This is a genomic window from Hydrogenophaga sp. (genome assembly GCF_050182545.1).
Classification (GTDB): Bacteria; Pseudomonadota; Gammaproteobacteria; order Burkholderiales; family Burkholderiaceae_C; genus Hydrogenophaga.
On sequence record NZ_JBFXCD010000003.1, the window covers coordinates 301678 to 326122 of the forward strand.

Genomic DNA, 24445 nt, shown 5'->3' on the forward strand with positions numbered 1-24445 from the left:
AGGAGCCCGCCATGCAGATCGAATCCCCGCCCACCGAAAAACGCTACGAGAAACCCGAAGGCGAGCGCCGGGGGCTGCTCATCGTGCACACCGGAGACGGCAAGGGCAAGAGCACGGCCGCCTTCGGCCTGGCGCTGCGCGCCTTCGGCCGCACGCACGTGCACGGCAAGCGGGTGAAGATCTATCAGTTCATGAAGGTGCCCTCGGCGCGTTTCGGGGAACATCGGGTGTTCGAAATGCTCGCCGAAACCGGCCCGCCGCCAGGCCACTCCCAAGGCGGCGGAGCGTGGGGGCCATTGATTGAAGGACTGGGCGACGGCTTCAGCTGGAAGAGCCAGGACCTGGAGCACTCCGCGCAGCTCGCGCGCGATGGCTGGCAGAAGGCGCGCGCCGCCATCCTGGGTGGTGAATACTTCATGGTCACGCTCGACGAGCTGACCTACCCGCTCATCTACGGCTGGTTGCCGCTCGACGAGGTGCTGCAGACGCTGCGCGAACGCCCGCGCGATGTGCATGTGGTGATCACCGGGCGGCGCTGCCCACCCGAGATCATCGAGCTGGCGGACACGGTGACCGAGATGACCCTGGTGAAACACGCGTTCAAGGCGGGCATTCCCGCCCAGCGCGGCATCGAAGACTGAACCTGCCTGCGGAGACACAAGAACCATGACCACCACGACCCTGAATCAACACCCCGTGCGCCTCGTGCCGCGCCCCGTCGCCACCGCAGCCACCGCCGAACGTTGGTCCGTCGACGACGTTGCCGCGCTGTTCGACCTGCCGTTCGCCGACCTGATGCACCGGGCCCAGACCGTGCACCGCGAGCACCACGATCCGACCGAAGTCGAACTGGCCACGCTGCTGTCGGTGAAGACCGGTGGTTGCCCCGAGGACTGCGGCTACTGCCCGCAATCGGTGCACTTCGACACGGGGCTCACGGCCGGCAAGCTCATGGGCGTGGACGCGGTGCGCGAGGCCGCGCAGCGCGCGAAGCAGGCCGGCGCCACGCGCTTCTGCATGGGGGCGGCCTGGCGCGCGCCCAAGGACCGCGACGTCGACGCCGTGGCCGAACTCGTGCGCACGGTGAAGGCCGAGGGCCTGGAGGCCTGCGCCACGCTGGGCATGCTCGCGGAGGGCCACGCCGAAGCCCTGCGCGACGCAGGCCTCGACTACTACAACCACAACCTCGACAGCGCGCCCGACTTCTACGGCGAAGTGATCACCACGCGCGACTACCAGGACCGGCTGGACACGCTGGAGCGCGTGCGCGGCGCGGGCGTGAAGGTGTGCTGCGGCGGCATTGTGGGCATGGGCGAATCGCGCCGCCAGCGCGCCGGCCTGGTGGCCCAGCTCGCCAACCTCGCGCCCGACTACCCCGAGTCGGTGCCGATCAACCACCTCGTGAAGGTGCAGGGCACGCCGCTGGCCGATCAGCCCGACCTGGACCCGCTCGAATTCGTGCGCACCATTGCGGTGGCGCGCATCACCATGCCGCGCGCCCGCGTGCGCCTGTCGGCCGGGCGCCAGCAGATGAGCGAAGCGGTGCAGGCCCTGTGCTTCCTGGCCGGCGCCAATTCCATCTTCTACGGCGAGAAGCTGCTCACCACCGGCAACCCCGACGTGGCGGCGGACATGAACATGCTCGCGAAGCTGGGCCTGCGCCCGCGCCGCGCCTGAACATGGGCATGCCCGAACTGGTGGCGTCCCACGGCCTGGTGGCACCGCTTGCGGTGCTGGTCGCGCTGGCGCTGGACCGCGCGCTGGGCGAACCGCCCGCGCGCTGGCACCCGGTGGTGTGGATGGGGCACGGCCTGTCGTTCATGGGAAGGCGCGTGGCGCCCACCATGCCGTCCCCCCATGCGAGCCGTGCAAGCGCCTTCGTGTCAGGCGCGCTGGCGTGGTGCCTGGGCGCGGCGCTGGTGGTGCTGGTCGCGCTGGGGCTGGTGTGGGCCATGGCGGGCTGGCCGTGGTGGCTCCAGGCCCTGGCCATGGGTGCGCTGCTCAAGCCCCTGCTGGCCTGGCGCATGCTGCGCGACGAAGTGCGCGCCGTCGAAGGCGCACTGGGCGATTCGCTGCCCGCCGGCCGCGCGCGCCTGGCCATGCTGGTCAGCCGTGACGTGGACACGCTCGATGCCGCGCAGGTGCGCGAGAGCGCCATCGAATCGCTGGCCGAGAACCTCAGTGATTCCGTGGTGGCGCCGCTGTTCTGGTTCGCCGTCGCCGGCCTGCCCGGGGCCGCGCTGTATCGCTTCGCCAACACGGCCGATGCCATGTGGGGTTATCGGGGCGAGCGGGGCGGGCGCGACTGGACCTGGGCCGGCAAGTGGGCGGCACGCGCGGACGATGCGCTTTCGTGGTTGCCCGCCCGCATCACCGGCGCCCTGCTGGGTGTGCTGGGCGCGGTGCGCGGCCTGGGCAGCCTGCCCGCGCAGGCGCGGCGCACGCCGTCGCCCAACAGCGGCTGGCCCATGGCGGCCATGGCGCTGGCGCTGGACGTGCGGCTGGCCAAACCGGGTGTCTACGAACTGCACGGTACAGGTCGAAACCCGCAGGCGGCCGACACCGCACTGGCCTTGCAGCTCGCCGGGCGGGTCGTGCAGGCGCTGACCGTCGGCGCGCTGCTGTGGATGTTGCTGGCCTGGGGGACGGTGCCATGGCGGTGATCGCGCACGGCGGCCCCGACGCCCAGGGTGTGCCCGCCTGGGATTTCTCCACCAACGCCAACGCCGTCGGCCCTTGCCCGAGCGCCCTCAAGGCCGTGCAGCAGGTCGACGCGCGCCACTACCCCGACCCTGCGTACACGGCCCTGCGCGAATCGCTCGCGGCCTTTCACGCGGTGGACGCCGCGCGCATCGTGCTGGCCGGCAGCGCCAGCGAATTCATTGGCCGTTTCACTGCCTGGGTGGCGCGCGAAGGCGGCCAGCGCATCTGGTTGCCCGCGCTGGCTTATGGCGACTACGCCCACGCCGCGCAGGCCTGGCGGTTCGAGCGCGTGCACGATGCGGCGCGCGCCCACCTCGCCTGGCTGTGCGAGCCGTCCAGCCCGCTGGGCGAGGCCGAAGCCTTCGCGCGCCAGGTCGTCGCCTCGGGCGCGCAGGTCGTGTTCGACCGCGCCTACGAGCCCTTGCGTCTGGGCGGGCGCTGCAGCCTGGAGCCCCAGGCGCTGAACCGCGTGTGGCAACTGTGGACGCCCAACAAGGCTCTGGGCCTGACGGGGCTGCGCGGCGCCTATGCCGTCGCCCCCGAGGGCGCCGAGGCCGAGGCACGCGAACTGGATCGGCTGGCACCCTCGTGGCCGTTGGGCGCACACGCCGTGGCAATGCTCGATGCCTGGGTGTCGCCCACCGCGCAGGCGTGGCTGGCGCAGAGCCTGGACACCCTGCGTGCCTGGAAGGCCGGACTGTGTGCCGGCCTCACGGACGCCGGCTGGCGCGTGCTGCCCAGCGACGCGCCGTTCTTTTGCGCCGCGCCGCCCCGCGCGCTGGACGTGGCGGCGCTGCGTGCGGCCGGCATCAAGCTGCGCGACACCACGGGCTTCGGCCTGCCGGGGCACTACCGGCTGAGCGCGCAGCCGCCCGAGGCACAGGCGGCCTTGCTCGACGCGTTGCGGACCTGCGGGGAGGCCGTGGCATGAGCGCCGCCCCGGGCCGTTCCCAGGCGAGTGCGCGCTGCGTGATGGTGCTGGGCACCACCAGCGGGGCCGGCAAGAGCTGGCTGACCACCGCGCTGTGCCGGCACTACGCGCGGCAAGGCCTGAAGGTGGCGCCGTTCAAGGCGCAGAACATGAGCAACAACGCCCGGGTGGTGAAGGGTCTGGCGGCCGAAGATCGTTTCGCCGCCGGGCCATCCCAGGGCGAAACAGCCCCCTTGGGGGGCAGCGACCCGCTCCAGCGGTGGAGCGTGGGAGCGGAGATCGGTTCTGCGCAGTACTTTCAGGCACTGGCGGCGCGCGCCGAACCCGAGGTGCGCATGAACCCGCTGCTGCTCAAGCCCGAGGCCGACACCCGCAGCCAGGTGGTGCTGATGGGGCAGGTGAGCGAAGCGCTCTCGGCCATGCCCTGGCGCGGCCGCAGCCTGCAGGTGTGGCCGCAGATCGCTGCCGCGCTCGACGCCCTGCGCGCCGAGAACGACGTGGTGGTGATCGAGGGTGCGGGCTCGCCGGCCGAGATCAACCTGCACGCCAGCGACATCGTCAACATGCGCGTGGCCCTGCACGCCAACGCGCGCTGCCTGCTGGTGACCGACATCGACCGCGGCGGCGCCTTTGCCCACCTCTACGGCACCTGGGCGCTGCTGCCGCCCGAGGAACGCGCGCTGATCCACGGTTTCGTGCTCAACCGGTTCCGGGGCGATGCCAACTTGCTCGCGCCCGCGCCGCAGATGCTGCAGGATCTCACCGGCGTGCCCACGGTGGCCACCTTGCCGATGTGGTGGCAACACGGCCTGCCCGAGGAAGACGGTGTGTTCGACGACCGCACGCGCGCGTCGGGTGCGGTGAGCAAGACGGTGGCCGTCATCGCCTGGCCGCGCATCAGCAACCTGGACGAATTCCAGCCCCTGAAAAACGTGCCCGGCGTGCGCCTGGTGTGGGCGCGAGCGCCCGCCGACTGCATGGGAGCGGACTGGATCGTGCTGCCCGGCAGCAAGGCCACGGCGGCGGACCTGGCGTGGTCGCGCATGCAGGGGCTGGACCGCGCGATCGCGGCGCACGCCGCGCAGGGCGGGGCGGTGCTGGGCGTGTGCGGCGGGCTGCAGATGCTGGGCGAGGCGCTGATCGACACGCATGGCATCGATGGGAACGCACCCGGCCTGGGCCTGCTGCCGCTGGTGACGCAGTTCGACCGGCAGAAAACCGTGCGCCACACGCACACCACGTTCGGTGCGCTGCACGGTGCCTGGGCGGCGCTCTCGGGCGTGGCCGTCGCCGGCTACGAAATTCACCACGGCCAGACCGCGCAGCACCCGGCCATGGCCGCGGGCGGCGACGTGGCGCACCCGGCGCTGCCCGACGGCCTGGGCTGGCAGAACGCGCAGGGCAACGTGCTTGGCGTCTACCTGCACGGCCTGTTCGAAGACCCGCGCGCGCTGCGCGCACTCTTCGGCGCCACCGCCCCCACGCTGGAGACGGTGTTCGACGGCCTCGCCGATTTCATTGAAACCCACTTCGAGCCGGGCGTGCTCGATCAACTCATCGCCCCCTGAACATGAACATCCCCGAGATCCCCGATATCACCCAGCCCGACCTTGCCCTGCACCTGCAGCGCGCGCTGGACAACAAGACCAAGCCGCTGGGCTCGCTCGGCCGGCTCGAAGGGCTGGCGCAACGCATCGGCCTCATCCTCGGTGTCGCACAGCCCGAGCTGCAGGCGCCGCAGATGCTGGTGTGCGCCGCCGACCACGGGCTGGCCGCGCGCGGTGTCTCGGCCTACCCGAGCGACGTGACCTGGCAGATGGTGGAAAACTTCCTGGCCGGTGGCGCGGCGGTGAGTGTGCTCGCGCGCCAGCACGGCATCGGGCTCACGGTGGTGGACTGCGGCGTGAACCACGACTTCGCCGAGCGCGAAGGCCTGCTCATCCGCAAGGTCGCGCACGGCACGGCCGACGCGCTCGAAGGCCCGGCCATGAGCGCGGCGCAGTGCGCGCAGGCCATGGCCAACGGTCGCGACGTGGTGCGCGGCTTGCCGGGCAACGCGCTGCTGCTGGGCGAGATGGGTATCGGCAACACCTCGGCCGCGTCGATGTTGCTCGCGCGCCTGGCCGGGCTGGACGTGGCCGAGGTCACCGGTGCCGGCACCGGGCTCGACGCCGATGCGGTGCGGCGCAAGATCGACATCCTGCGCGAGGTGCTGGCGCGCCACGCCCGTGCGATGGCGCCGCTGGACGCGCTCGCGGCCTTCGGTGGTTTCGAGATCGCCACGCTGGTGGGCGCGGTGCTGCAGGCTGCGGCCGAGCGGCGCGTCATCGTGGTCGACGGCTTCATCGCCACCTCGGCCGTGCTGGTGGCCTGTCGCCTGCAGCCCCACGTGCTGCAGCGTTGTGTGTTCGCCCACCGCTCCGGTGAGCGCGGCCACGCGCTGATGCTTGCGCACCTCAAGGCCGAGCCGCTGCTGGACCTCGGTCTGCGCCTGGGCGAAGGCTCCGGCGCGGCGCTGGCCTGGCCGCTGCTGGTCAGTGCGTGCGCGTTGCTGCGCGAAATGGCGAGCTTTGAAGCGGCCGGTGTGTCGCGCAGCGACGAGGTCGCACCCGCGCGCACATGACCCGGTTTTTTCGACACTTCCTGCTGGCCCTGCAGTTCTTCACCCGCATTCCGGTGACGGGCCGTCTGGCCGCCTGGGTGGGCTTCAGCCCGGCCATGCTGCGCGCGAGCGCGGCGCATTTTCCGGGCGTCGGCTGGGTCGTGGGCGGGCTCACGGCGGTGGTGTTCTGGGGCTTGTTGCAGCTCATGCCGCCGGTGCCCGCCGCGGCCTGGGTGGCGGCCATCGCCAGCACGGTGTTCGGCGTGCTGCTCACCGGCGCCTTTCACGAAGACGGCCTGGCCGACCTGGCCGACGGGCTGGGTGGCAGCGCCGAGCGCGGACGCGCGCTGGAGATCATGAAGGACTCGCGCATCGGCAGCTTTGGCGCGATCGCGCTGGTGCTCGCGATCCTGGCCAAGGTGGCGCTGCTCGCGCTGCTGGCGCAAACGAGCGCGTGGCTCGCGGTGATGGCGCTGTTCGCAGCGCATGTCAGCTCGCGCACCACGCCGCTGCTCATCATCCGCACGCTGCCGCACGTGGGGGACACGCCGCAGTCCAAAAGCAAGCCACTGGCCGAGAGCATCGGCAACGCCGGCCTGGCCGCGGGCCTGCTGTGGTGGGCACTGGCCATGGCGCTGGTGGTCTGGTTGCTGCCCGATGCGCCGTGGGCGCAGGCCGTGCTGGGCACGCTGATCGGCCTGGCCTGGATGTGGCGCCTGCTGCGGCGCCGGCTGCAGGGCTTCACCGGCGACGGACTGGGCGCCACGCAGCAGGTGAGCGAGCTGCTGTTCTACCTGGGCCTGGCCTTGTTTCTGCCGATGGGTGTGCCATGAAACTCTGGCTGCTGCGCCATGCGCCCGTGATGTTGCCCGCAGGCCTGTGCTACGGCGCCAGCGACGTGCCGGCAGACGCCACCCTCACGCGCGAGGCCGCGAAGGCCTTCGCCCCGCTGCCGCCACCAGGCACGCCGGTGTGGGTCTCGGGCCTGCTGCGCGCGCAGCAGATGGCGGGCGCCTTGCAGGCCGAACGCCCCGAGCTGGGCGCTGCGCGCGTGGACACACGCCTGAACGAAATGGATTTCGGCGCCTGGGAAATGCAGCGCTGGGACGCGGTGCCGCGCAGCGCTTTCGACGAGTGGATGGCCGATTTCGCGCACCACCGATTCGGTGGCGTCGAGAGCACGCAGATGCTGCTCTACCGCGTGGCCGCCGCGCTGGGCGACCTGCGTCCCGCGAAGAGCACCGACGTGGTGTGGGTGACGCACGCCGGTGTGATCCGCGCGGTGCAGCACATCGTGGCCAGTGGCGGTGTGCACATCCGCGAGGCGGCGGAGTGGCCGAAGGACGCGCCCGGGCCGGGCGGGTGGGTGACGGTGGCGATCTGAGCGCCTGCGTGCACTCAGGCGACGGTCTTGTCCCTGAAGTCGCAATACGCCGACACCGTGCACTTCGGGCACAGCGGCTTGCGCGCCTGGCACACATAGCGCCCGTGCAGGATCAGCCAGTGGTGCGAGTCCACCGCGTAGGGGGGTGGCACGCGCTTCATCAGCTGCAGCTCCACCGCCAGAGGGTTCTTGCCCGGTGCCAGGCCGGTGCGATTGCTCACGCGGAAGATGTGGGTGTCCACCGCCATGGTGGGTTCGCCGAAGGCCACGTTGAGCACCACGTTGGCGGTCTTGCGGCCCACGCCGGGCAGGGCTTCGAGCGCTTCGCGCGTGCCGGGCACCTCGCCGCCGTGCCGTTCCACCAGCATGCGGCAGGTCTGCATCAGGTGTTTCGCCTTGCTGCGGTACAGGCCGATGGCCTTGATGTAGCCCTCCAGCCCTTCGAGGCCCAGGTCGAGGATGGCCTGCGGCGTGTTCGCCACCGGGAACAGCTTGCGCGTGGCCTTGTTCACGCCCACGTCGGTCGCCTGCGCCGAAAGAAGCACGGCGGTGAGCAGCTCGAACACGCTGGTGTATTCCAGCTCGGTCTGAGGGCTGGGGTTGGCGGCCTTGAGGGTGGCGAAGAAGGCTTCGATCTGGGCGGGCGTCATGGGCGCGGATTGTCCCATGCGCTCACGCGCTTTCGGCCTCCGCACGCAGCCAGTTCGCGAAGTCCAGCGCGTCGGGGTTGCCATGCGCGTGGTCTGCCACCTCGACGTAATAGCCCCGGCGTGTCGCCGCTCCGCTGCGGAATGGCGCGACCAGCTTCTTCTCGTTCACCAGCGACTGCAGCAGCGGCAACCGGCCGATCACCACGCCTTGCCCCGCCACGGCGGCGGCCACCGCGTCGGCGTACTGGCTGAAATGCACGGTGTTCTTCATGCGCATGTCCTGCAGCCCCATCACCTGGAACCAGGGGTCCCAGTCCGAGGTGAGCGAGAAGCCCGCGGGCTTCTCCACGGTCAGCAGCGTGTGATGGGCGAGGTCGGCGGGCTGGCGCAACGGGGCCGCCTTGTCGCGCAGCAGTGCGGGGGCGCATAGCGGTTGCACGGTTTCCTCGAACAGCGCTTTTCCGCGCCCGACGCTGGACGGCACGAAGCGCACCGCGACATCAAGCCGATGGCGCTCCAGATCCATGATGTCCATGGTGGCGGAGATGCGCACATCCACTTGCGGGTGGTTGGCCGCAAAGCGTGCGAGCCGGGGGATGAGCCAGAGCGAGGCAAAGCCTTGCGTGCAGGTCATCGCGACCTGGCGCAGGCGCGGGCCGGGGCGCACGCGCGCCGAGGCGTCGCGCAGGCGCTCCAGCGCATCGCGTGTGGCGCGCTGCATGACCTCGCCGGCTTCGGTCAGGGTGAGCGATCGGTGTCCGCGCTCGAACAGGGCCGTGCCCAGGCTGTCTTCGAGCAGCTGGATCTGCCGGCTCACGGCCGACTGCGTGAGTTTGAGTTCCTGCGCGGCCAGGGTGAAGCTCAGCGTGCGTGCCGCCGCGTCGAAGCAGGGCAGCAGGTCCAGCCGCAGCATCTGCGAGCGCGGGATCGGCTGGGCCACGGTTTTCACATTCTTGAATGGCATGCGAAGCATTCGAAAACAACGTTTGTGCAGTATAGGGAGGTTGCGTACATTCATGCGCATATCTGATGCGAAAGGAAAGTTCCATGAAAACCGATACCTTGACTGTCGACATCAACATGCCCCACAAGGCCATGCAGTCCATCCCCCAGGGCGCGCTGCGCCTGGTCTGCCGCGAAGGCAGCGTCTGGATCACGCTGGACCACGAACAGCGCGACGTGGTGCTGAACCCTGGCGAGCACTTCACCACGCGGCCGCAGCAACGCGCGATCGCCTACGCGCTGGAATCTTCGGTGCTGCGGCTGGAGCCGGTGGTGTGCACGCGGCGCACGCCAGCGCCACGCTGGCGCTGGTGGCCGCAGCGTTTGCGCGGCAGTGGCGCGCGAGGTGGTGCGACGCCGGTCGCCGCGTGACCGGGCACTGCGGCGCCTGAGCGAGGCGCCCGGGCTGCCCGGCCTGCCCGGCCGGTGCGCGAGAATGGCGGTCGTTGTTCATCACGATTTCACGGAAACCGCTGCCATGACCTTTGCCATCCCTTTCGCCGAGCGCCTCAACAACGTCGAAACCTCCGCCATCCGCGAACTCTTCAAGCTGCTGGGCAAGCCCGGCATCATCAGTTTTGCCGGCGGCTTTCCGGACAGCGCCATGTTCGACGTGGAAGGCATCCGCGAAGCGGTGAACGCGGCGCTGACCGAGGAAGCCGGCGGCGCGCTGCAGTACGGCGCCACCGAGGGCTACCAGCCGCTGCGCGAGCAGCTCGCGGCTTTCATGACCAGCAAGGGCGCGAAGGACGTGGCCGCGAACGAGCTCATCGTCACCACCGGCAGCCAGCAGGCGCTGGACCTGCTGGGCAAGACGCTGATATCGCCCGGCGACAAGGTCATCGTCGAAGGCCCGACCTTTCTCGCCACCATCCAGTGCTTCCGCCTCTACGGTGCCGAGCTCATCAGCGCGCCGGTGGACGGCGACGGCGTGAAGACCGATGTGCTGGAACAGCTGATTGCCGAGCACAAGCCCAAGTTCGTCTACCTCATCCCCACCTTTGGCAACCCCAGCGGCGCCATGCTCAGCCTGGAGCGGCGCAAGGCCGTGCTGCAGATGGCGGTGAAGCACGACACGCTGGTGGTGGAAGATGACCCGTATGGCGACCTGTACTTCGGCGCCGCGCCGCCGCCCAGCCTGCTCGCGCTCAGCGCCACCGTGCCCGGCAGCCGCGAGCGCCTGGTGCACTGCGGCTCGCTGAGCAAGGTGCTCAGCCCCGGCCTGCGCGTGGGCTGGATGGTGGGCCCGGCCGACTTGCTGGCCAAGGCCACCATGTGCAAGCAGTTCAGCGACGCGCACACCAGCACCTTCGCGCAGGCCACCGCCGCGCAGTACCTCAAGGCCGGCCGCATGCCCGCCACGCTGGCGCGGGTGCGCAAGGTCTATGCCGAACGCGCCGCCACCATGGGCAATGCCTTGCGCCGCGAGCTCGGCGACGCCATCGACTTCGTGCAACCACAGGGCGGCCTGTTCGTGTGGGCGCGCCTTACCGGCGCGGGCGGCAAGGTGAACGACGGCGGTGAACTGGCGAAACGCGCGATCGAAAAAGGCGTGGCCTTCGTGCCGGGTGCGCCGTTCTTCGCCAGCCACCCCGACATGGCGACCCTGCGCCTGTCCTTCGCCACCGTGGGGCTGGAGAAGATCGAGGAAGGGGTGGGGCGGCTGGGGCAGGCGGTGTGAGGAGCGTCAGCCGGAGCGCTTCTTGGCGTGGCGCTCGGCCTTCCTGGCCTCCAGCCGTTGCGCCTCGGCAATGGCCAGGGCCTCTTCCAGCGCCGAGATGGCCAGGGTCATTTCCCTGCGAAACAGCGGTGCGGCTTTCCTTGCGTTGCCCAGCACGGGTCTGGCACGGTCCGGGTCGATCTCGCTGCCGTAGCGCCGTCTGCCCACATGGCGAAAGCCCCGCAGGTCATCCAGAAGTTCGCGCAGTTCCTCGCTGATCAGGGGGTCGCGTGTCGGCGTGGCCGTTGCTGCGGTCTTGATCAACCTGGCGTGATAGGCCGCATCCTGTTCCATGGGTGGGTCCGTTCGCTTGAGCACCGCCTCCAGAATGGTCTCCATGCCGGTGTAGACGCTGTTGACCGTGGCGCCCGCCAGTTTCACGTACGCCCAGTCTCCAGCGTCCGGGTTGTTCGCTTCCCACTGCTCGAACTCGCCGAGTTCCTTTTCGAGCTTGGCCATTTCGGCGTCGAAATCCCGTTTAAGCATGCAGGCTTTCCTGAATGCGGGCGAAGGCATCGCGCCCGATGGTTTCTTCGGCCACCACGTCCAGTGGCAGGGTGAGACGCTCGGCCAGCGTTTCGGAGATCGCGCGCATCACCCCCAGTGGCCCGGGGTCGGTGATCAGCAGATCGATGTCGGAATGTGGCGTGGCCTGTCCCGTTTTCATCGAGCCGAACAACTGGACCTTCACGCCCTTTCTCTTCATGGCCGCGATGATCGCGCGCGCCTCTTGCCTGCCCAGACGCAGACGCATCCTGGCTTGGCGTTGCGCATCCGCATCCGGTTGGTAGAGCGAGAGCCTGGGTTTGGCAGGCCGGCCCCTGGGCAGCCTGGGATCGGCCACGTCCGATGGAATGAGCCACATCGTCATCGGCCCCAGGGTCTGTTGTGTTGCGCCCTGGATTCGGCCTGCGCGGCACAACTGCCGTACGCGTTCGGCGCTGATACCGTGGGCCTTGGCGTACTCGGCTGGCGAGAGCATGCGCGCTGGAACACGCGCACCTCCGGGAGCGGGGGGGGCGTGGGGATCTGTTCGGGTCGGCACCATGGCCGCATTGTATAAAAAGATAGACCCCCACAATATTTTTCATCCTGACAGGAAGGTGACTTTCATATACTGTACATAGATACAGTATCTTGATCGTTTCCTGGTTTCCTGTCATGTACAACACCCCCACGCCTTTGCCCCCGTCACGCCCGCCTGCGGGTGGCCTGCCGTCCGCCGTGGCCGCCGCGCTGTGGCGGGCTGACCAGCTCGGCGCACCGGTCTCGGCCGTGTGGCCCAGCGGCTTTGCCGCGCTGGACGCGCAGTTGCCCGGCGGCGGCTGGCCCGGCCATGGCTTGACCGAAATCCTCACGCCGCACAGCGGCACGCTGGAATGGCGCCTGCTGGCGCCGGCGCTGCGCCGTGTCTGTGCCGCCGGCCAGCCGGTGGTGGTGGTCGGCCCGCCGCTGCCGCCGCACCTGCCGGGCCTGCGTTTCGAAGGCATCGACGCGCGATCACTGGTCTGGGTGCAGGCCGACACACCGGCCGAACGCCTGTGGTCGGCCGAGCAGCTCATCAAGGCCCAGGCATGTGGCGCACTCGTGGCCTGGCTGCCGCAGGCTCGGGCGGCCCAGATTCGCCGCTTGCAGGTGCTCGCGGCCGGCTTTGAGGCGCCGGTGTTCGTGTGCCGGCCCAGCCGCGCCCTGCGCGAGTCGTCGGCCGCGCCGCTGCGCGTGCAGGCCGCCGTGGGCCTGGACTGGGCGCTGCGGGTGCGCATCGCCAAGCGCAAGGGCCCGCCGCTGGACGACACCCTGCACCTGGCCTCGGTGCCCGGTGCGCTGGCCGCCGTTCTCCCGCCCCGGCTGGGCCAGCCCAGCCGGTGGTTTTTCCGCGAAGAGATCGACCATGTTGTGGTCCGCCCTGTTGCCCAGCCCGAGCGCCGGCACAGCACCGTTCACTGAGCCCGCGCCGCAGCGCGCGCTGGCCACCTGGGCCCTGCAGTTCACGCCGCGCGTGGCCCTGGCCGACGAGGCCGTGCTGATGGAGGTGGGGGCCAGCGTGCGCCTGTTTGGTGGCCGGCGTGCCCTGCGCGAGCGCGTGCAGGGCGAAGGCCGTGAACTCGGCGTGGCGCGACTCGCCTGGGCACCCAACGGCCTGGCCGCGCTGGCGCTGGCGCGCGCCGGCATCGGGAACGGTTTCAGGCGCCCGCTCGACGAACTGCTCGACACCCTGCCGATGGACACACTGAGCGCCGTGCACCCGCACCGGCTCACGCTCGAACACATCGGCTGCCGCACACTGGGCGACGTGCGCGCGCTGCCGCGCGGCGGCATCGCCCGGCGTTTCGATGCGCGGCTGCTGCAGGCGCTCGATCAGGTGTACGGGGCCGCGCCCGAGGTGCACGACTGGGTGGCGTTGCCGGAGGTTTTCGAGGAACGGCTCGAGCTCATGGCGCGCGTGGAGCAGGCGCCGGCCCTGGTGTTCGGTGCGCGGCGCCTGTTGCTCGTGCTCGGCGGCTGGCTGGCGGCGCGGCGCGCGGGCGTCACCGCCTTCACGCTGCGCTGGGCGCACGACGCGATGCGCGCGCGCGCGGCGGGCGAGGGCGGTGAGATCACCATCCGCACGGCCGGGCCCACACGCGACATCGAACACCTCAGCCGCCTGCTGGCCGAGCACCTGGCACGGGTGCAACTGCTCGCGCCCGTGGGCGACCTGGTGCTGGTGGCGACCGAGGTGCAGCCACTGCATGACGTGAGCGCCTCGTTCCTGCCCGACACCCGGCGCCAGGGCGAGCAGCTCGGCCTGGTGCTGGAGCGGCTGTCTGCGCGGCTGGGGCCGCAGCGCGTGCTGCGCCCGGTGCTGTGCGAAGACCACCGCCCCGAATGGATGTGCCACTGGCAGCCGGCCGCGCTGCCGCTGCCGCGCAAGGGTGCTGCCGGCACCGACCTGCCCCAGCCCGGCTTCCTGCTGCCAGTGCCGCTGCGCCTGCGGGTGCAGGGTGACCACCCGGTCTACCACGGCCGCCTGATGCTGCTGCTGGGGCCGCAGCGTGTGGAAGGTGGCTGGTGGGACCGCGTGGACGGTGAGGACCGCACGCACAACGTGGTGCGGGACTACTGGGTGGCCCTGTCCGCGCAGGCCGGCGTGCTGTGGATTTTTCAGACCCGGCTGGACGGATCACCTGCCTGGTTCCTGCATGGGCACTTTGCCTGAAAGAGCCGCATGAGCACGGTGGCCGTCCTGCCCGACTACGCCGAGCTGCGGAGCCTGTCCAACTTCAGCTTCCTGCGCGGCGTCAGCCACCCCGAGGAACTGGTCGAGCGTGCGGCGGCGCTGGGCTATCACGCGCTGGCGGTGGCGGACGAGTGTTCGCTCGCCGGGGTGGTGCGCGCCCACGTGGCCGCGAAGAAGCATGCACTCAAGCTGCTGATCGGCAGCCAGTTCCAGGTGCACTGCGACGCGCCCTTCACCCTGGTCGTGCTGGCCTGCAACCTCAACGGTTACGGCAATCTGTGTGAGTTCATCACGCGCCTGCGCCGGGCTTCGGCGAAGAAGGGCAGCTACCGCCTGATGCTGGGCGACATCGATGCCGAGGCCCTGGCCGATTGCGTGGTGATCGCGGTGCCCGACGCCACCTGTGACCAGGAACAGGTAGACACCCTCGCGCGCTGGCTGCTGCAGCATTTCATGGGCCGTTGCTGGCTGGGCGTGGAGCAGCTCTGCCGCTTCGACGATGAGATGCGTCTGCACCGCCTGCGCCAGAGCAGCGAGCTCACGGCCGTGCCGCTGGTGGCCGTGGGCGACGTGCAGATGCACGTGCGCTCGCGCAAACCCCTGCACGACGTGCTCACCGCCACGCGCATCGGCCGGCCACTCACCGAATGCGGTTTTGCGCTGGCGCCCAATGCCGAGCAGCGGTTGCGGCTGCGTTCGACGCTGGCCAGCCTCTACCCCCCCGAGCTGCTGGCCGAGACGCTGGCGGTGGCCGCGCGCTGCCAGTTCTCGCTCGACGAGCTGCGCTACCAGTACCCCAGCGAAGTCATTCCTGAGGGAGAGACGCCGAAAAGCCACCTGCGCCGATTGACCGAAGAGGGGGCCCGGCAGAAATGGCCGAACGGCATCAGCGACAAGAACGCCAAGCAGATTGAACACGAGCTCGAACTCATCGCCTTCAAGCGGTACGAGCACTACTTTCTGACGGTGTACGACATCGTCGCCTTCGCGCGCTCGCAAAACATCTTGTGCCAGGGCCGCGGTTCGGCGGCCAACAGCGTGGTGTGCTACTGCCTGGGCATCACCGCAGTGAATCCCGATCTCACCGGCCTGCTGTTCGAGCGCTTCATCTCACGCGAGCGCGACGAACCACCGGACATCGACGTCGACTTCGAGCACGAACGGCGCGAAGAGGTCATCCAGTACCTGTACAACAAATACGGCCGCGAACGCGCCGCGCTCACCGCCGCCGTCATCAGCTACCGCCCGCGCAGCGCCTTGCGCGACGTGGGCAAGGCACTGGGCTTCGAGGAAGGGGTGCTGGACGCCCTGGCCCGGCAGTCGCGCTGGTGGGACGGCCGTGGCATCGCGCCCGAGCGCCTGCGGGAAGCCGGGCTCGACCCGGAACGACTCCAGGTGCGCCAGTTGCTGGAGCACACCTCGACGCTGATGGGCTTTCCGCGCCACCTCTCGCAGCACACCGGTGGTTTCGTGCTCACGCAACTGCCGCTATCACGCCTGGTGCCGATCGAGAACGCCACCATGCAGGACCGCACCGTGATCGAATGGGACAAAGACGATCTGGACGCCTTGGGGCTGCTCAAGGTGGACGTGCTCGCGCTGGGCATGCTCACCGCCTTGCGCAAGGCCATGGCGTTGATCAGCCAGAAAGAAGGCCGCACTTTCACGATGGAAGACGCAACGCAGGACGATGGTCCCACCTACGACATGATCTGCGCCGCCGATACCGTGGGTGTGTTCCAGATCGAGAGCCGCGCGCAGATGAGCATGCTGCCGCGCCTGAAGCCGCGTTCGTATTACGACCTGGTGATCGAAGTCGCTCTGGTGCGGCCCGGACCGATCCAGGGGGGAGCGGTACATCCTTACCTGAATCGCCGGCAGGGGAAAATGCCCGTGACTTACCCCGGCCCCGACGATGGAAAGGCCTTGAAGAAAGCCCTGGGCCGCACCATGGGTGTGCCCATCTTCCAGGAGCAATGCATGCAGATTGCTGTGCTGGCCGCCGGTTTCACGCCCGATGAGTCCGATCAACTGCGCCGCGCCATGGCCGCCTGGAAGCGGCATGGCCATGTGCAGAAATACAGAGACCGGCTCATCACCGGCATGACCGCCAAAGGCTATGAACAGGCTTTCGCGGAAAGCGTGTTCGAACAGATCAAAGGCTTCTCCAGCTACGGTTTCCCCGAAAGCCATGCCGCCAGCTTCGCCCTGCTGGTCTACGTGAGCGCCTGGATCAAATGCCACCACCCAGCCGAATTCCTCGCCGCGCTGCTCAACAGCCAACCCATGGGTTTCTACACACCCAGCCAGCTGGTGCAGGACGCAAAACGCCACGGTGTGGTAGTGCGGCCGGTCGATGTGCTGCACAGCGAACACGACAGCACGCTCGAACCCGATGGTGCCGTGCGGCTGGGCCTGCACCTGGTCAGCGGCATTCGCAAGGACAGCGCCGGGCGCATCGTGGCCGCGCGCGCGCAGCGGCCGTTTCAAAACACGCAAGACCTGGCCCGCCGCGCCCGCCTGGACCAGCCCCAGATGAAGGCGCTCGCCGCCGCCGACGCGCTGCAGGGCCTGAGCGGCCACCGCCGCCAGCAGGTGTGGGACGCCGCCGCGCTGCGCACGGCGCCCGCGCTGCTCAAGGACGCACCGGTGGACGAGGCCCCGCTGGCCCTGCCGGCCGCACCCGAGGGCGAGGCCATCGTGTGGGACTACGCCAGCACCGGCCTCACACTGCGCCGCCACCCGCTGGCCCTGCTGCGCGATGAGCTGAGGAAGCGCCGGCTCATGACCGCCGAAGAGCTGAAGGACGCACCCAACGGCCGCCTGGTGCGCCACTGCGGCATCGTCACCCTGCGCCAGCAACCCGGCACCGCATCGGGCGTGGTGTTCGTGAGCCTGGAAGACGAAACCGGCGTGGTGCAGGTCATCGTGTGGGAACGCATCCGCGAACGCCAGCGCGCGGTGCTCGCCGACTCACGCCTGCTGGCGGTGCGCGGCGTGTGGCAGCGCGACGGCGAAGCCACGAACCTGATTGCCGGCCACCTGGAAGACCTCACGCCGCTGCTCAAAGGCCTGTCGACGGTGAGCCGGGATTTTCATTGAGACACGGAGAAAATGACGTCATGGCTTCGGTGGCTGCCATCCTCAAAGACGTTCGGGCCTGCTCGCTGTGCGCCGCTCACCTGCCGCAGGGTCCGCGCCCCGTGCTGCAGTTTCATCCCGCTGCGCGCATTCTCATTGCAGGACAGGCGCCGGGTCGCAAGGTGCACGCCTCGGGCGTGCCGTTCGACGACGCCAGCGGCGAGCGCCTGCGCGACTGGCTGGGGGTGTCGCGCGAGGTGTTCTATGACGCCAGGCAGATCGCGATCCTGCCGATGGGATTCTGCTACCCGGGCACGGGCTCCTCGGGCGACCTGCCACCGCGCCCCGAATGCGCGAGCACCTGGCAACCGGTCCTGATGCCAAGGCTGCGCCGGCTTCGATTGACGCTGGTCGTGGGCCGGCATGCGCTGGCGCACTACCTGCCCGGGGAAACCGGCTCCATCGCTGAGGCCGTTCTTCGGTGGCGCGATCAGCAGACGGACGTGATGCCGCTGCCTCACCCCAGCCCACGCAACAATCTCTGGCTGGCGCGCCAGCCGTGGTTTGAACGCGACCTGATTCCGGTCTTGCGCGAACGCGTGGCCCAGGCCCTTGCCGGCGCGCCTCAGGCTCGCAGCAACTGAGTGGTGATGAAGTCCCAGTGCGCCTCACTCACCGGCGTGATCGACAACCGGTTGCCGCGTTTCAGCAGGATCATGTCGGCCAGTTCGGGCGTGGCGCGCAGCTCGGGCAGGCCGATCAGGCGTGTTTTCTTCAGCGCCTGCACGTCCAGCAGCAGCCAGCGCGGCGCATCGGGTTTTGAGGCGGCGTCGAAGTAGGGCGACTTCGCATCGAACTGCGTGGGGTCGGGCCGCGTGCCCGAAGCCACCCGTGCGATGCCGGCGATGCCCGGCTCGGGGCAACTCGAGTGGTAGAACAGCACGCCGTCGCCAACCTGCATGCTGTCGCGCATGAAGTTGCGCGCCTGGTAGTTGCGCACGCCGGTCCAGGGCACGGTGGCTTTCGGTGCGGCCAGCGCGTCGTCGATCGAGCACTCATCGGGCTCGGATTTCATCAGCCAGTATCGGGTTGTCATCGCGCCATTGTGCGACGACGCAGTTCCCCCGGGAGGTGGTGGGGATCACCGCCCGGGTGGCGACTTTCTCAGAAGGATTCCCAATCGTCCGTGGCGCTGGCGACTTCCTTGGCCACGGGCCTGGGCGCCGCGGCGGCGGGGGATGCGGCCGGCTTGACCGGGGCAGGTCTGGCCATGGGTGCCGCGGGTTTGGCCGCTGCGGCGGGGGCGGGGCGGGTCAGCGAGGGTTCCTTGCGCGCGGCGCCTGTCGAGACGGCGGGTTTGACCGCTGCCGGCTTGTGCAGGTCGGACGAGCGGAGCTCGGTGATGTTGCTGCGGGCGGCGGCGCTGGTGTCCACGCGGAACACGCGCACCACCTCGGCCAGGCGCTCGGCCTGGTCGTTCATGCTGGAGGCGGCGGCGGCGCCTTCCTCGACCAGGGCGGCGTTCTGCTGCGTCAGCTGGTCCAGGTTGGAGACGGCCGAGTTGATCTGGTTCACGCCGTCGGCCTGCTCGCCCGAGGCGCTGGCGATCTCGCCGATCATGTCGCGCACGCGCACCACGTTCTCCACGATCTCGCCCATGGTCTTGCCGGCCTGGTTGACGAGGTCGGTGCCCGCAGCCACCTTGTCCACGCTGGCGCCGATCAGCACCTTGATTTCTTTCGCGGCCTGGGCGCTGCGCTGCGCCAGGTTGCGCACCTCGCCGGCCACGACGGCGAAGCCGCGGCCCTGTTCGCCGGCGCGTGCCGCTTCCACGGCAGCGTTCAGCGCGAGGATGTTGGTCTGGAAGGCGATGCCGTCGATCACACCGATGATGTCGCTGATCTTGCGCGAGGACTGGTTGATGTCCTCCATGGTGGACACCACCTGGCTGACCACCTCACCGCCCTTTTGTGCGCTCTGGCCGGCCACATCGGCCAGCTGGTTGGCCACGCGGGCCGAATCGGCGGACTGGCGGATCGCGCCCGACATCTGCTCCATGCTCGCGGCGGTCTGCTGCAGGTTGGAGGCGGTCTGTTCGGTGCGGGCCGACAGGTCGTTGTTGCCGGTGGCGATTTCCTTCGCCGCCACGGTGATGTTCTCGGTGCCGCGCTTGACGTCGGCCACCACATTCACCAGGCGGTCGCGCATGCCGGTCAGGGCCGTGATCATCGCGCCGAATTCGTCCTTGCGGTCGTTGCGGATGTGCGCGGTGAGGTCGCCGCCGGCGATCTGCTCGGCGAAGGCCATGGTTTCGCGCAGCGGGTTGCGGATGTTGCGGATCAGGAAGAAGGCGCCGATGGCAATGCCCGCGATCAGGGCCACGACCTGGGCGGTGGCGATGGTCAGGCTGGTGGCGCGCTGCTGGTCGAAATCCTGCTGGGTGCGGGCGCGGATGTCGGACTGCATGCGGGCAAACTCGCGCAGCGCGGCCACGTAGGGCACCACGGCGGGGTTGAAGCGGGCACGGATCTCGTCGGCCGCGCCAGCAGCGTCGCCAGCCTTCTTCAGGTCGTTCGCCACGGCGTGAGAAGCCAGCACGGTCTTGCGCAGTTCGGCGATCTTGTTCAGCTGCGCGTGCTCCGCGTCGTTCAGTTCGGTCGCCTGGAGCTTCTTCTGCAGCTCGGAAATGGCGGCAATGCCGGCGGGAATCACGTCCTTGTACATCTCCCCCACGGCGGGGTCGCTGCTGACCACGGCGGCCTGCACGCGGGTGACCGCGAGCTCGGTGAGAGCGGCCCACTCGGTGGCGATGGCGGTCTTCTCGGCCAGTTTGCCCAGCGCCTGCTCGGAAGCCTTGTTGAGTTGCGTCGAGCGCGAGCCGGCCGTGCCCACAACAACAAACAGGGCGACGATGATGGCGACGACGCCAGCCCACAGCTTGGCGCCTACGGAGAGGTTGCGAAAGAGGTTCATGGTTCTTCTGGAAAACGGGCAGCGCGGTGGCGCGGCCAAGCCAGCGCACCGCGATGCGGAAGACAGGGGATTTACTGCAGCGACGCGCTCGGCGCCACCAGGCCCATTTCGGCGCTGCCGATGAGGGCTTCGATGTCGGCGAGGATGAGCATGCGCTCGCCGACGCTGGCAATCCCGGTGATGAAGCCGGCGTCCAGCGTGGTGCTGATCTGGGGCGCTTCCTTGATCAGGTCGGCGCCCAGTTCGATCACGTCGCACACGGAATCGACCACCAGGCCCACCACGCGGCCGTGCACGCTGAGCACGATCACCACGGTGAAGTCGTTGTATTCCACCTTGGCGCAGCCGAGCTTGATGCGCATGTCCACCACCGGCACGATCACACCGCGCAGGTTGACCACGCCTTTGATGAAATCGGGCGCGTTGGCGATGCGGGTGGGCTCTTCGTAGGAGCGGATCTCCTGCACGCGCAGGATGTCGATGCCGTATTCCTCGCCGCCGAGACGGAAGCTCAGGAATTCACCGGCACTGGCGATGGCCGGTGCATGCCGGCGCGTGGCCGCGCTGGAGGAAGAAGCGACAGGCGTGGAGGTATTGAGGGCGTCCATGGGTCCAGGGGGTGGGGGTTGATACCTGCGTATCGGCACCTGCCCGCGCTTCTTGAGCCCGCCGCCCCCCGCCGCTGGTCGGACTGAAGGCTCAATGCAGCTTCACCAGCGGCGTGGCCCGCTTGACCAGGAAGCGCGCCACGGCCAGCACGGCGGTGCGCAGGCTGCCCAGCACCGCCTGGTGGTGCATCAGGTGCAGGCTGACGTACATGGTGCGCGCCAGCATGCCCTGCACGTACCAGGTGGAGCGGAACAGGTTGCCCATGAGGCTGCCGACCGAGGTCTGCGTGCCCACCGAGACCAGCGAGCCATGGTCCTTGTAGACGTAGGGTGTGTTTCGCGCGGGCTGGCCCATGGCGCGGCGCATCAGCGCGGCCACCAGGTAGCTGGCCTGCTGGTGTGCGGCCTGTGCGCGGGGCGGCACCCAGCCGCCGCCGGCCATGGGGCAGGCCGCGCAATCGCCCAGGGCAAAGATGTCGGCCTGGCTGGCGACCTGCAGGTTGCCCTGCACCTCCAACTGGCCCGAGCGGTTGGTGGGCAGGCCCAGCGTGGCCAGCATGTCGGGTGCCTTGATGCCGGCGGCCCAGACCACCAGGTCGGCGTCGAACACCCGGCCGTTGGCGTCTTCCACCTGTTGTGGCGTGATGCGCGCGACGCGGCAGTTGGTTTCGATGGCGACGTGGCGTTCCCCCAGCAGTTGCGCCGCGGCGTCGGACACTTTCTCGGGCAGGGGCGCGAGGATGCGCGCCGCGCCTTCGAGCAGGGTGATCCGCACGTCCCGGTTCGGGTCCAGCCGGCGGAAGCCGTAGCGCGAGTGCACCACGCTGGCCTCGCGCAGCTCCGCCGCCAGCTCCACGCCGGTGGCGCCCCCGCCGATGATGACGATGCGCACCTGGCCCTCGTTGCCGGCGCTCTTGCGCAGCTCGGCCGCGGTGAGCAGCTTGAGCATGCGGCGGCGGAACAGCTCGGCGTCGGCCGGGCGGTTGAGCGAAAGCGTGTGTTCGGCCGCGCCGGGCACGTTGAAGTGGTTGGCGGTGCTGCCCACGGCCATCACCAGCGAGTCGAAGGGCAGGCGGCGCTCGGGCACCAGTTCCTCGCCGTGTTCGTCCTGCACCGGCGCGACGGTGACCGTCCTGCCCGCGCTGTCCAGGGCGGTCATCGCGCCCAGGCAGAAGTTGAAGCGGTTGTCGTGCGCCAGCATTTCGTAGGACAGGCCCTCCTGGTGGATGTCCAGCGTGCCGGCGGCCACTTCGTGCAGCGAGGGCTTCCAGATGTGGAAGAGCTGCTGGTCGACCAGCGTCACCTGCTCGGCGCCGAGCTTGCGGCCCAGCTTGCAGGCCAGTTCGAGGCCGCCTGCGCCGCCTCCCACGATCACGATCCGGTGTTGCATGTGCGTCCTGCTTCTGGGAGAACCATGGCCCTCACTGTAGACGACACACCAGGGCCGCGCTTCGCCCGTGGCATGGTTCTGGCTACGATGGGGCATGACCGCTGCAGACTGGCTCCCCACCGGATTCCCTCCACTGCTGGCCGAATGGCTGCCGACCCTGGTGGTCGCCGTGTTGCTCGCACTGCTGGCCGAACTGGTGTTCCGGCTGGGGCAGCGCGTGGTGATGCGCGCCGCGCGCAACGCACCCGTGGTGGCCAGCGTGGGCCGTGCGGTGCAGGCGCCGGCGCACCTGTTGCTGTACCTGTTCGCCCTGCACCTGCTGTGGCAGCAGATGCCGCCCGGAGCCGGCTGGCTGCCGGGCATCGAGCGGCTGACCGCGCTGCTGCTCATTGGCGTGATGACCTGGCTGCTCGCGCGCGTGGTGCAGGGGGTGGCCAGCGGCGTGGCCGAGGCCAACCCGCTGGCGGTGGCAGACAACCTGGAGGCGCGGCGCATCCGCACGCAGACCCTGGTGCTCTCGCGCACGGTGCAGGGCATGGTGGTGCTGGTGGGTGCATCCCTCATGCTCATGACCTTTCCCGCGGTGCGCCAGGTGGGCGCGAGCCTGCTGGCCTCGGCGGGGGTGGTCGGCATCGTGGCCGGCTTTGCCGCGCGGCCGGTGCTGGGCAACCTGATCGCCGGCCTGCAGATCGGGCTGAGCCAGCCGATCCGCATCGACGACGTGGTGATCGTCGAGAACGAGTGGGGCGTGATCGAGGAGATCACCGGCACCTACGTGGTGGTGCGCATCTGGGACGAGCGGCGCCTGGTCGTGCCACTGCAGTACTGGATCGAAAAGCCGTTCCAGAACTGGACGCGCAATACGTCCGAACTGACTGGAACGGTGTTCCTGTGGGTGGACTACCGCATGCCGCTGGCGCCCCTGCGCGAGGTGCTGCAGCGCGTCTGCGAGGGCTCAGCGTTGTGGGACAGGCGGTTTGCCCTGCTGCAGGTGACCGAGGCCGGCGAGCGCGCCATGCAGCTGCGCTGCCTGGTGACCGCGGCGTCGGCCGGCGCTGCCTGGGACCTGCGCTGCCACGTGCGCGAGTCCCTGATCGACTTCATCCAGCGCGAGTACCCGCAATACCTGCCGCGCCAGCGGGCCGAACTCGACCTCGATCCGCGCGCCACCGCGCCGCGTCCGTGACGGACGTGGCGCGGTGTGCGTCCGGTTCAGAACGGTGAGTCCGGGAAGTAGTACTTGGCGGCGTTGTCCTTGGTGATCAGCACCGAGGGAATGATCGTCGTCTCCGGCATCTTGGCGCCCTTCACGCGGGCCTCGGCCGTGAGCTTCATCGCGTCGGCGATCATGCTGGGCGAGTAGGTCACGTCGGCCGTGACGATCGGGTCGCCATCCATCACCTTCTTGATGTAGTCCTTGGAGCCCGCGCCGCCCAGCACCAGCTTGACGTCGCTGCGCTTGGCCTGCTCGATGGCCTTCTGAACGCCCACCGCCATGTCGTCGTCCGAGGCCCAGACCGCGTCGATCTGCTTGAAGCGCGTGAGGTAGTCCTGCATCACCTTGAAGGCGTCATCGCGGTTCCAGTTGCCGTGCTTGGCGTCCAGCACCTTGATGTTCGGGTGCTTCTTCATCACCTCGTTGAACGCGTCAACGCGCTGGTTGTCGATCACCGTGGGGATGCCGCGCAGGATCACCACGTTGCCCTTGCCGCCCATGGCCTTGGCCATGTACTCGGCGGCGACCTTGCCGAAGCCCGGGTTGTCGCCCGCCACATAGGCGTTCTGCGCGCTCGGGTCGGTCAGGCCGCGGTCCACCACGGTCACGAATACGCCCTTGCTCTTGACCTGTGCGACGGGACGCGTCAGCGGCGCGGATTCGAACGGCAGGATCACCAGGGTGTCGATCTTGTTCACCGTCTGCAGGTCCTGCACCTGGTTGGCCTGCTCGGCGGCGGAGCCGGCCGTCTTCACGATGACCGAGGTGCCAGGGTACTGCTTTTCCAGCTCGGTCTTGGTGCGGTTGGCCCAGTACACCACGCCGCCCGTCCAGCCGTGCGTGGCCGCCGGGACGGACACACCCATCACCAGCTTGTTCTGGGCGAAGGCCGGTGCCGTCACGAGTGTGGCAATGGCCAGCGAGATGGCCGAAAAAAGGCGTCTGTTCATGAATGTCTCCTTGCT

The 24445-nt window shown here is 69.3% G+C and carries 24 protein-coding genes; 15 read left to right on the top strand and 9 right to left on the bottom strand.

The genetic code is table 11. The features are described from left to right. Positions 1–11 precede the first annotated feature (11 nt). Genes cobO through AB7P10_RS05310 form a run of 8 tightly spaced genes read left to right on the top strand, consistent with a single transcriptional unit; the run spans position 12 to position 7620 of the window. On the top strand, positions 12–641 hold the full coding sequence (gene cobO / locus AB7P10_RS05275) for a cob(I)yrinic acid a,c-diamide adenosyltransferase (RefSeq protein WP_428292787.1): 630 nt from the start codon (positions 12–14) through the stop codon (positions 639–641). A 25-nt stretch (positions 642–666) separates the two neighbouring features. Then, positions 667–1677 carry a biotin synthase BioB gene (gene bioB / locus AB7P10_RS05280; RefSeq protein WP_428292788.1) on the top strand — a complete coding sequence of 337 codons (1011 nt, stop codon included), beginning with the start codon at positions 667–669 and terminating at the stop codon, positions 1675–1677. An 8-nt stretch (positions 1678–1685) separates the two neighbouring features. Further along, the gene (gene cbiB, locus AB7P10_RS05285; protein WP_428292789.1) at positions 1686–2663 is read left to right on the top strand and encodes an adenosylcobinamide-phosphate synthase CbiB; all 978 of its coding nucleotides are present in this window, start codon (positions 1686–1688) and stop codon (positions 2661–2663) included. After that, on the top strand, positions 2624–3634 hold the full coding sequence (locus AB7P10_RS05290) for an aminotransferase class I/II-fold pyridoxal phosphate-dependent enzyme (RefSeq protein WP_428292790.1): 1011 nt from the start codon (positions 2624–2626) through the stop codon (positions 3632–3634). The genes cbiB and AB7P10_RS05290 overlap by 40 nt, the downstream gene beginning before the upstream one ends. Continuing rightward, positions 3631–5202, top strand: a complete 1572-nt coding sequence (locus AB7P10_RS05295) for a cobyric acid synthase (protein ID WP_428292791.1) — start codon at positions 3631–3633, stop codon at positions 5200–5202. Before AB7P10_RS05290 ends, AB7P10_RS05295 begins: the two co-directional genes overlap by 4 nt. Before the next feature lie 2 nt (positions 5203–5204). Next, positions 5205–6257: a nicotinate-nucleotide--dimethylbenzimidazole phosphoribosyltransferase gene (gene cobT / locus AB7P10_RS05300; RefSeq protein WP_428292792.1), complete on the top strand. Its 1053-nt coding sequence runs from the start codon at positions 5205–5207 to the stop codon at positions 6255–6257. Then, a complete protein-coding gene (locus AB7P10_RS05305; protein ID WP_428292793.1) occupies positions 6254–7069 on the top strand; it encodes an adenosylcobinamide-GDP ribazoletransferase in 816 nt (271 codons plus the stop codon). The genes cobT and AB7P10_RS05305 overlap by 4 nt, the downstream gene beginning before the upstream one ends. Beyond that, positions 7066–7620, top strand: coding sequence for a histidine phosphatase family protein (locus AB7P10_RS05310; RefSeq protein ID WP_428292794.1), 555 nt, complete (start codon positions 7066–7068; stop codon positions 7618–7620). The genes AB7P10_RS05305 and AB7P10_RS05310 overlap by 4 nt, the downstream gene beginning before the upstream one ends. Before the next feature lie 14 nt (positions 7621–7634). On the opposite strand, the gene nth is transcribed toward AB7P10_RS05310, so the two are convergent. Together nth and AB7P10_RS05320 are read right to left on the bottom strand one after the other, a co-directional pair. Further along, complete coding sequence (gene nth, locus AB7P10_RS05315) at positions 7635–8270, bottom strand: endonuclease III (protein ID WP_428292795.1); 636 nt, start codon at positions 8268–8270, stop codon at positions 7635–7637. 22 nt (positions 8271–8292) lie between these two features. Next, the gene (locus tag AB7P10_RS05320; protein ID WP_428292796.1) at positions 8293–9234 is read right to left on the bottom strand and encodes a LysR substrate-binding domain-containing protein; all 942 of its coding nucleotides are present in this window, start codon (positions 9232–9234) and stop codon (positions 8293–8295) included. A gap of 83 nt (positions 9235–9317) precedes the next feature. On the opposite strand from AB7P10_RS05320, the gene AB7P10_RS05325 reads away from it, so the two are divergent. Beyond that, entirely contained in the window at positions 9318–9644 is a 327-nt protein-coding gene (locus AB7P10_RS05325) for a DUF2917 domain-containing protein (RefSeq protein WP_428292797.1), read from the top strand. Between the two features lie 118 nt (positions 9645–9762). Further along, on the top strand, positions 9763–10953 hold the full coding sequence (locus AB7P10_RS05330) for a PLP-dependent aminotransferase family protein (RefSeq protein WP_428292829.1): 1191 nt from the start codon (positions 9763–9765) through the stop codon (positions 10951–10953). A 6-nt stretch (positions 10954–10959) separates the two neighbouring features. Here the strand turns inward: AB7P10_RS05330 and AB7P10_RS05335 are convergent, their stop codons facing one another. Both AB7P10_RS05335 and AB7P10_RS05340 read right to left on the bottom strand, forming a co-directional pair. Further along, positions 10960–11478 carry a hypothetical protein gene (locus tag AB7P10_RS05335; protein ID WP_428292798.1) on the bottom strand — a complete coding sequence of 173 codons (519 nt, stop codon included), beginning with the start codon at positions 11476–11478 and terminating at the stop codon, positions 10960–10962. Beyond that, entirely contained in the window at positions 11471–11974 is a 504-nt protein-coding gene (locus AB7P10_RS05340; protein ID WP_428292799.1) for a nucleotidyltransferase family protein, read from the bottom strand. The genes AB7P10_RS05335 and AB7P10_RS05340 overlap by 8 nt, the downstream gene beginning before the upstream one ends. A 179-nt stretch (positions 11975–12153) precedes the next feature. On the opposite strand from AB7P10_RS05340, the gene imuA reads away from it, so the two are divergent. From imuA to AB7P10_RS05360, 4 genes are read left to right on the top strand one after another with little or no spacing between them, the layout of a single operon-like run. After that, complete coding sequence (gene imuA, locus AB7P10_RS05345; protein WP_428292800.1) at positions 12154–12939, top strand: translesion DNA synthesis-associated protein ImuA; 786 nt, start codon at positions 12154–12156, stop codon at positions 12937–12939. Next, entirely contained in the window at positions 12884–14191 is a 1308-nt protein-coding gene (locus AB7P10_RS05350; protein WP_428292801.1) for a Y-family DNA polymerase, read from the top strand. The genes imuA and AB7P10_RS05350 overlap by 56 nt, the downstream gene beginning before the upstream one ends. Positions 14192–14200: 9 nt before the next feature. After that, a complete protein-coding gene (locus tag AB7P10_RS05355) occupies positions 14201–17314 on the top strand; it encodes an error-prone DNA polymerase (protein WP_428292802.1) in 3114 nt (1037 codons plus the stop codon). A gap of 20 nt (positions 17315–17334) precedes the next feature. Further along, positions 17335–17937 carry a uracil-DNA glycosylase family protein gene (locus AB7P10_RS05360; RefSeq protein WP_428292803.1) on the top strand — a complete coding sequence of 201 codons (603 nt, stop codon included), beginning with the start codon at positions 17335–17337 and terminating at the stop codon, positions 17935–17937. Here AB7P10_RS05360 and AB7P10_RS05365 read toward each other — a convergent pair. The 4 genes from AB7P10_RS05365 to AB7P10_RS05380 form a co-directional block, all read right to left on the bottom strand. Then, positions 17919–18389, bottom strand: a complete 471-nt coding sequence (locus AB7P10_RS05365) for an EVE domain-containing protein (RefSeq protein WP_428292804.1) — start codon at positions 18387–18389, stop codon at positions 17919–17921. The two genes, AB7P10_RS05360 and AB7P10_RS05365, sit on opposite strands and share 19 nt — an antisense overlap. A 68-nt stretch (positions 18390–18457) precedes the next feature. Further along, on the bottom strand, positions 18458–20266 hold the full coding sequence (locus AB7P10_RS05370; protein WP_428292805.1) for a methyl-accepting chemotaxis protein: 1809 nt from the start codon (positions 20264–20266) through the stop codon (positions 18458–18460). 71 nt (positions 20267–20337) lie between these two features. Continuing rightward, positions 20338–20874: a chemotaxis protein CheW gene (locus AB7P10_RS05375; protein ID WP_428292806.1), complete on the bottom strand. Its 537-nt coding sequence runs from the start codon at positions 20872–20874 to the stop codon at positions 20338–20340. 91 nt (positions 20875–20965) lie between these two features. Next, the gene (locus tag AB7P10_RS05380) at positions 20966–22264 is read right to left on the bottom strand and encodes an NAD(P)/FAD-dependent oxidoreductase (protein ID WP_428292807.1); all 1299 of its coding nucleotides are present in this window, start codon (positions 22262–22264) and stop codon (positions 20966–20968) included. Positions 22265–22358: 94 nt separating this feature from the next. Here AB7P10_RS05380 and AB7P10_RS05385 point away from each other — a divergent pair, with 94 nt between their 5' ends. Further along, positions 22359–23450: a mechanosensitive ion channel family protein gene (locus AB7P10_RS05385; RefSeq protein WP_428292808.1), complete on the top strand. Its 1092-nt coding sequence runs from the start codon at positions 22359–22361 to the stop codon at positions 23448–23450. A gap of 26 nt (positions 23451–23476) precedes the next feature. Here the strand turns inward: AB7P10_RS05385 and AB7P10_RS05390 are convergent, their stop codons facing one another. Next, entirely contained in the window at positions 23477–24430 is a 954-nt protein-coding gene (locus AB7P10_RS05390; protein WP_428292809.1) for an ABC transporter substrate-binding protein, read from the bottom strand. Between the last annotated feature and the right edge of the window lie 15 nt (positions 24431–24445).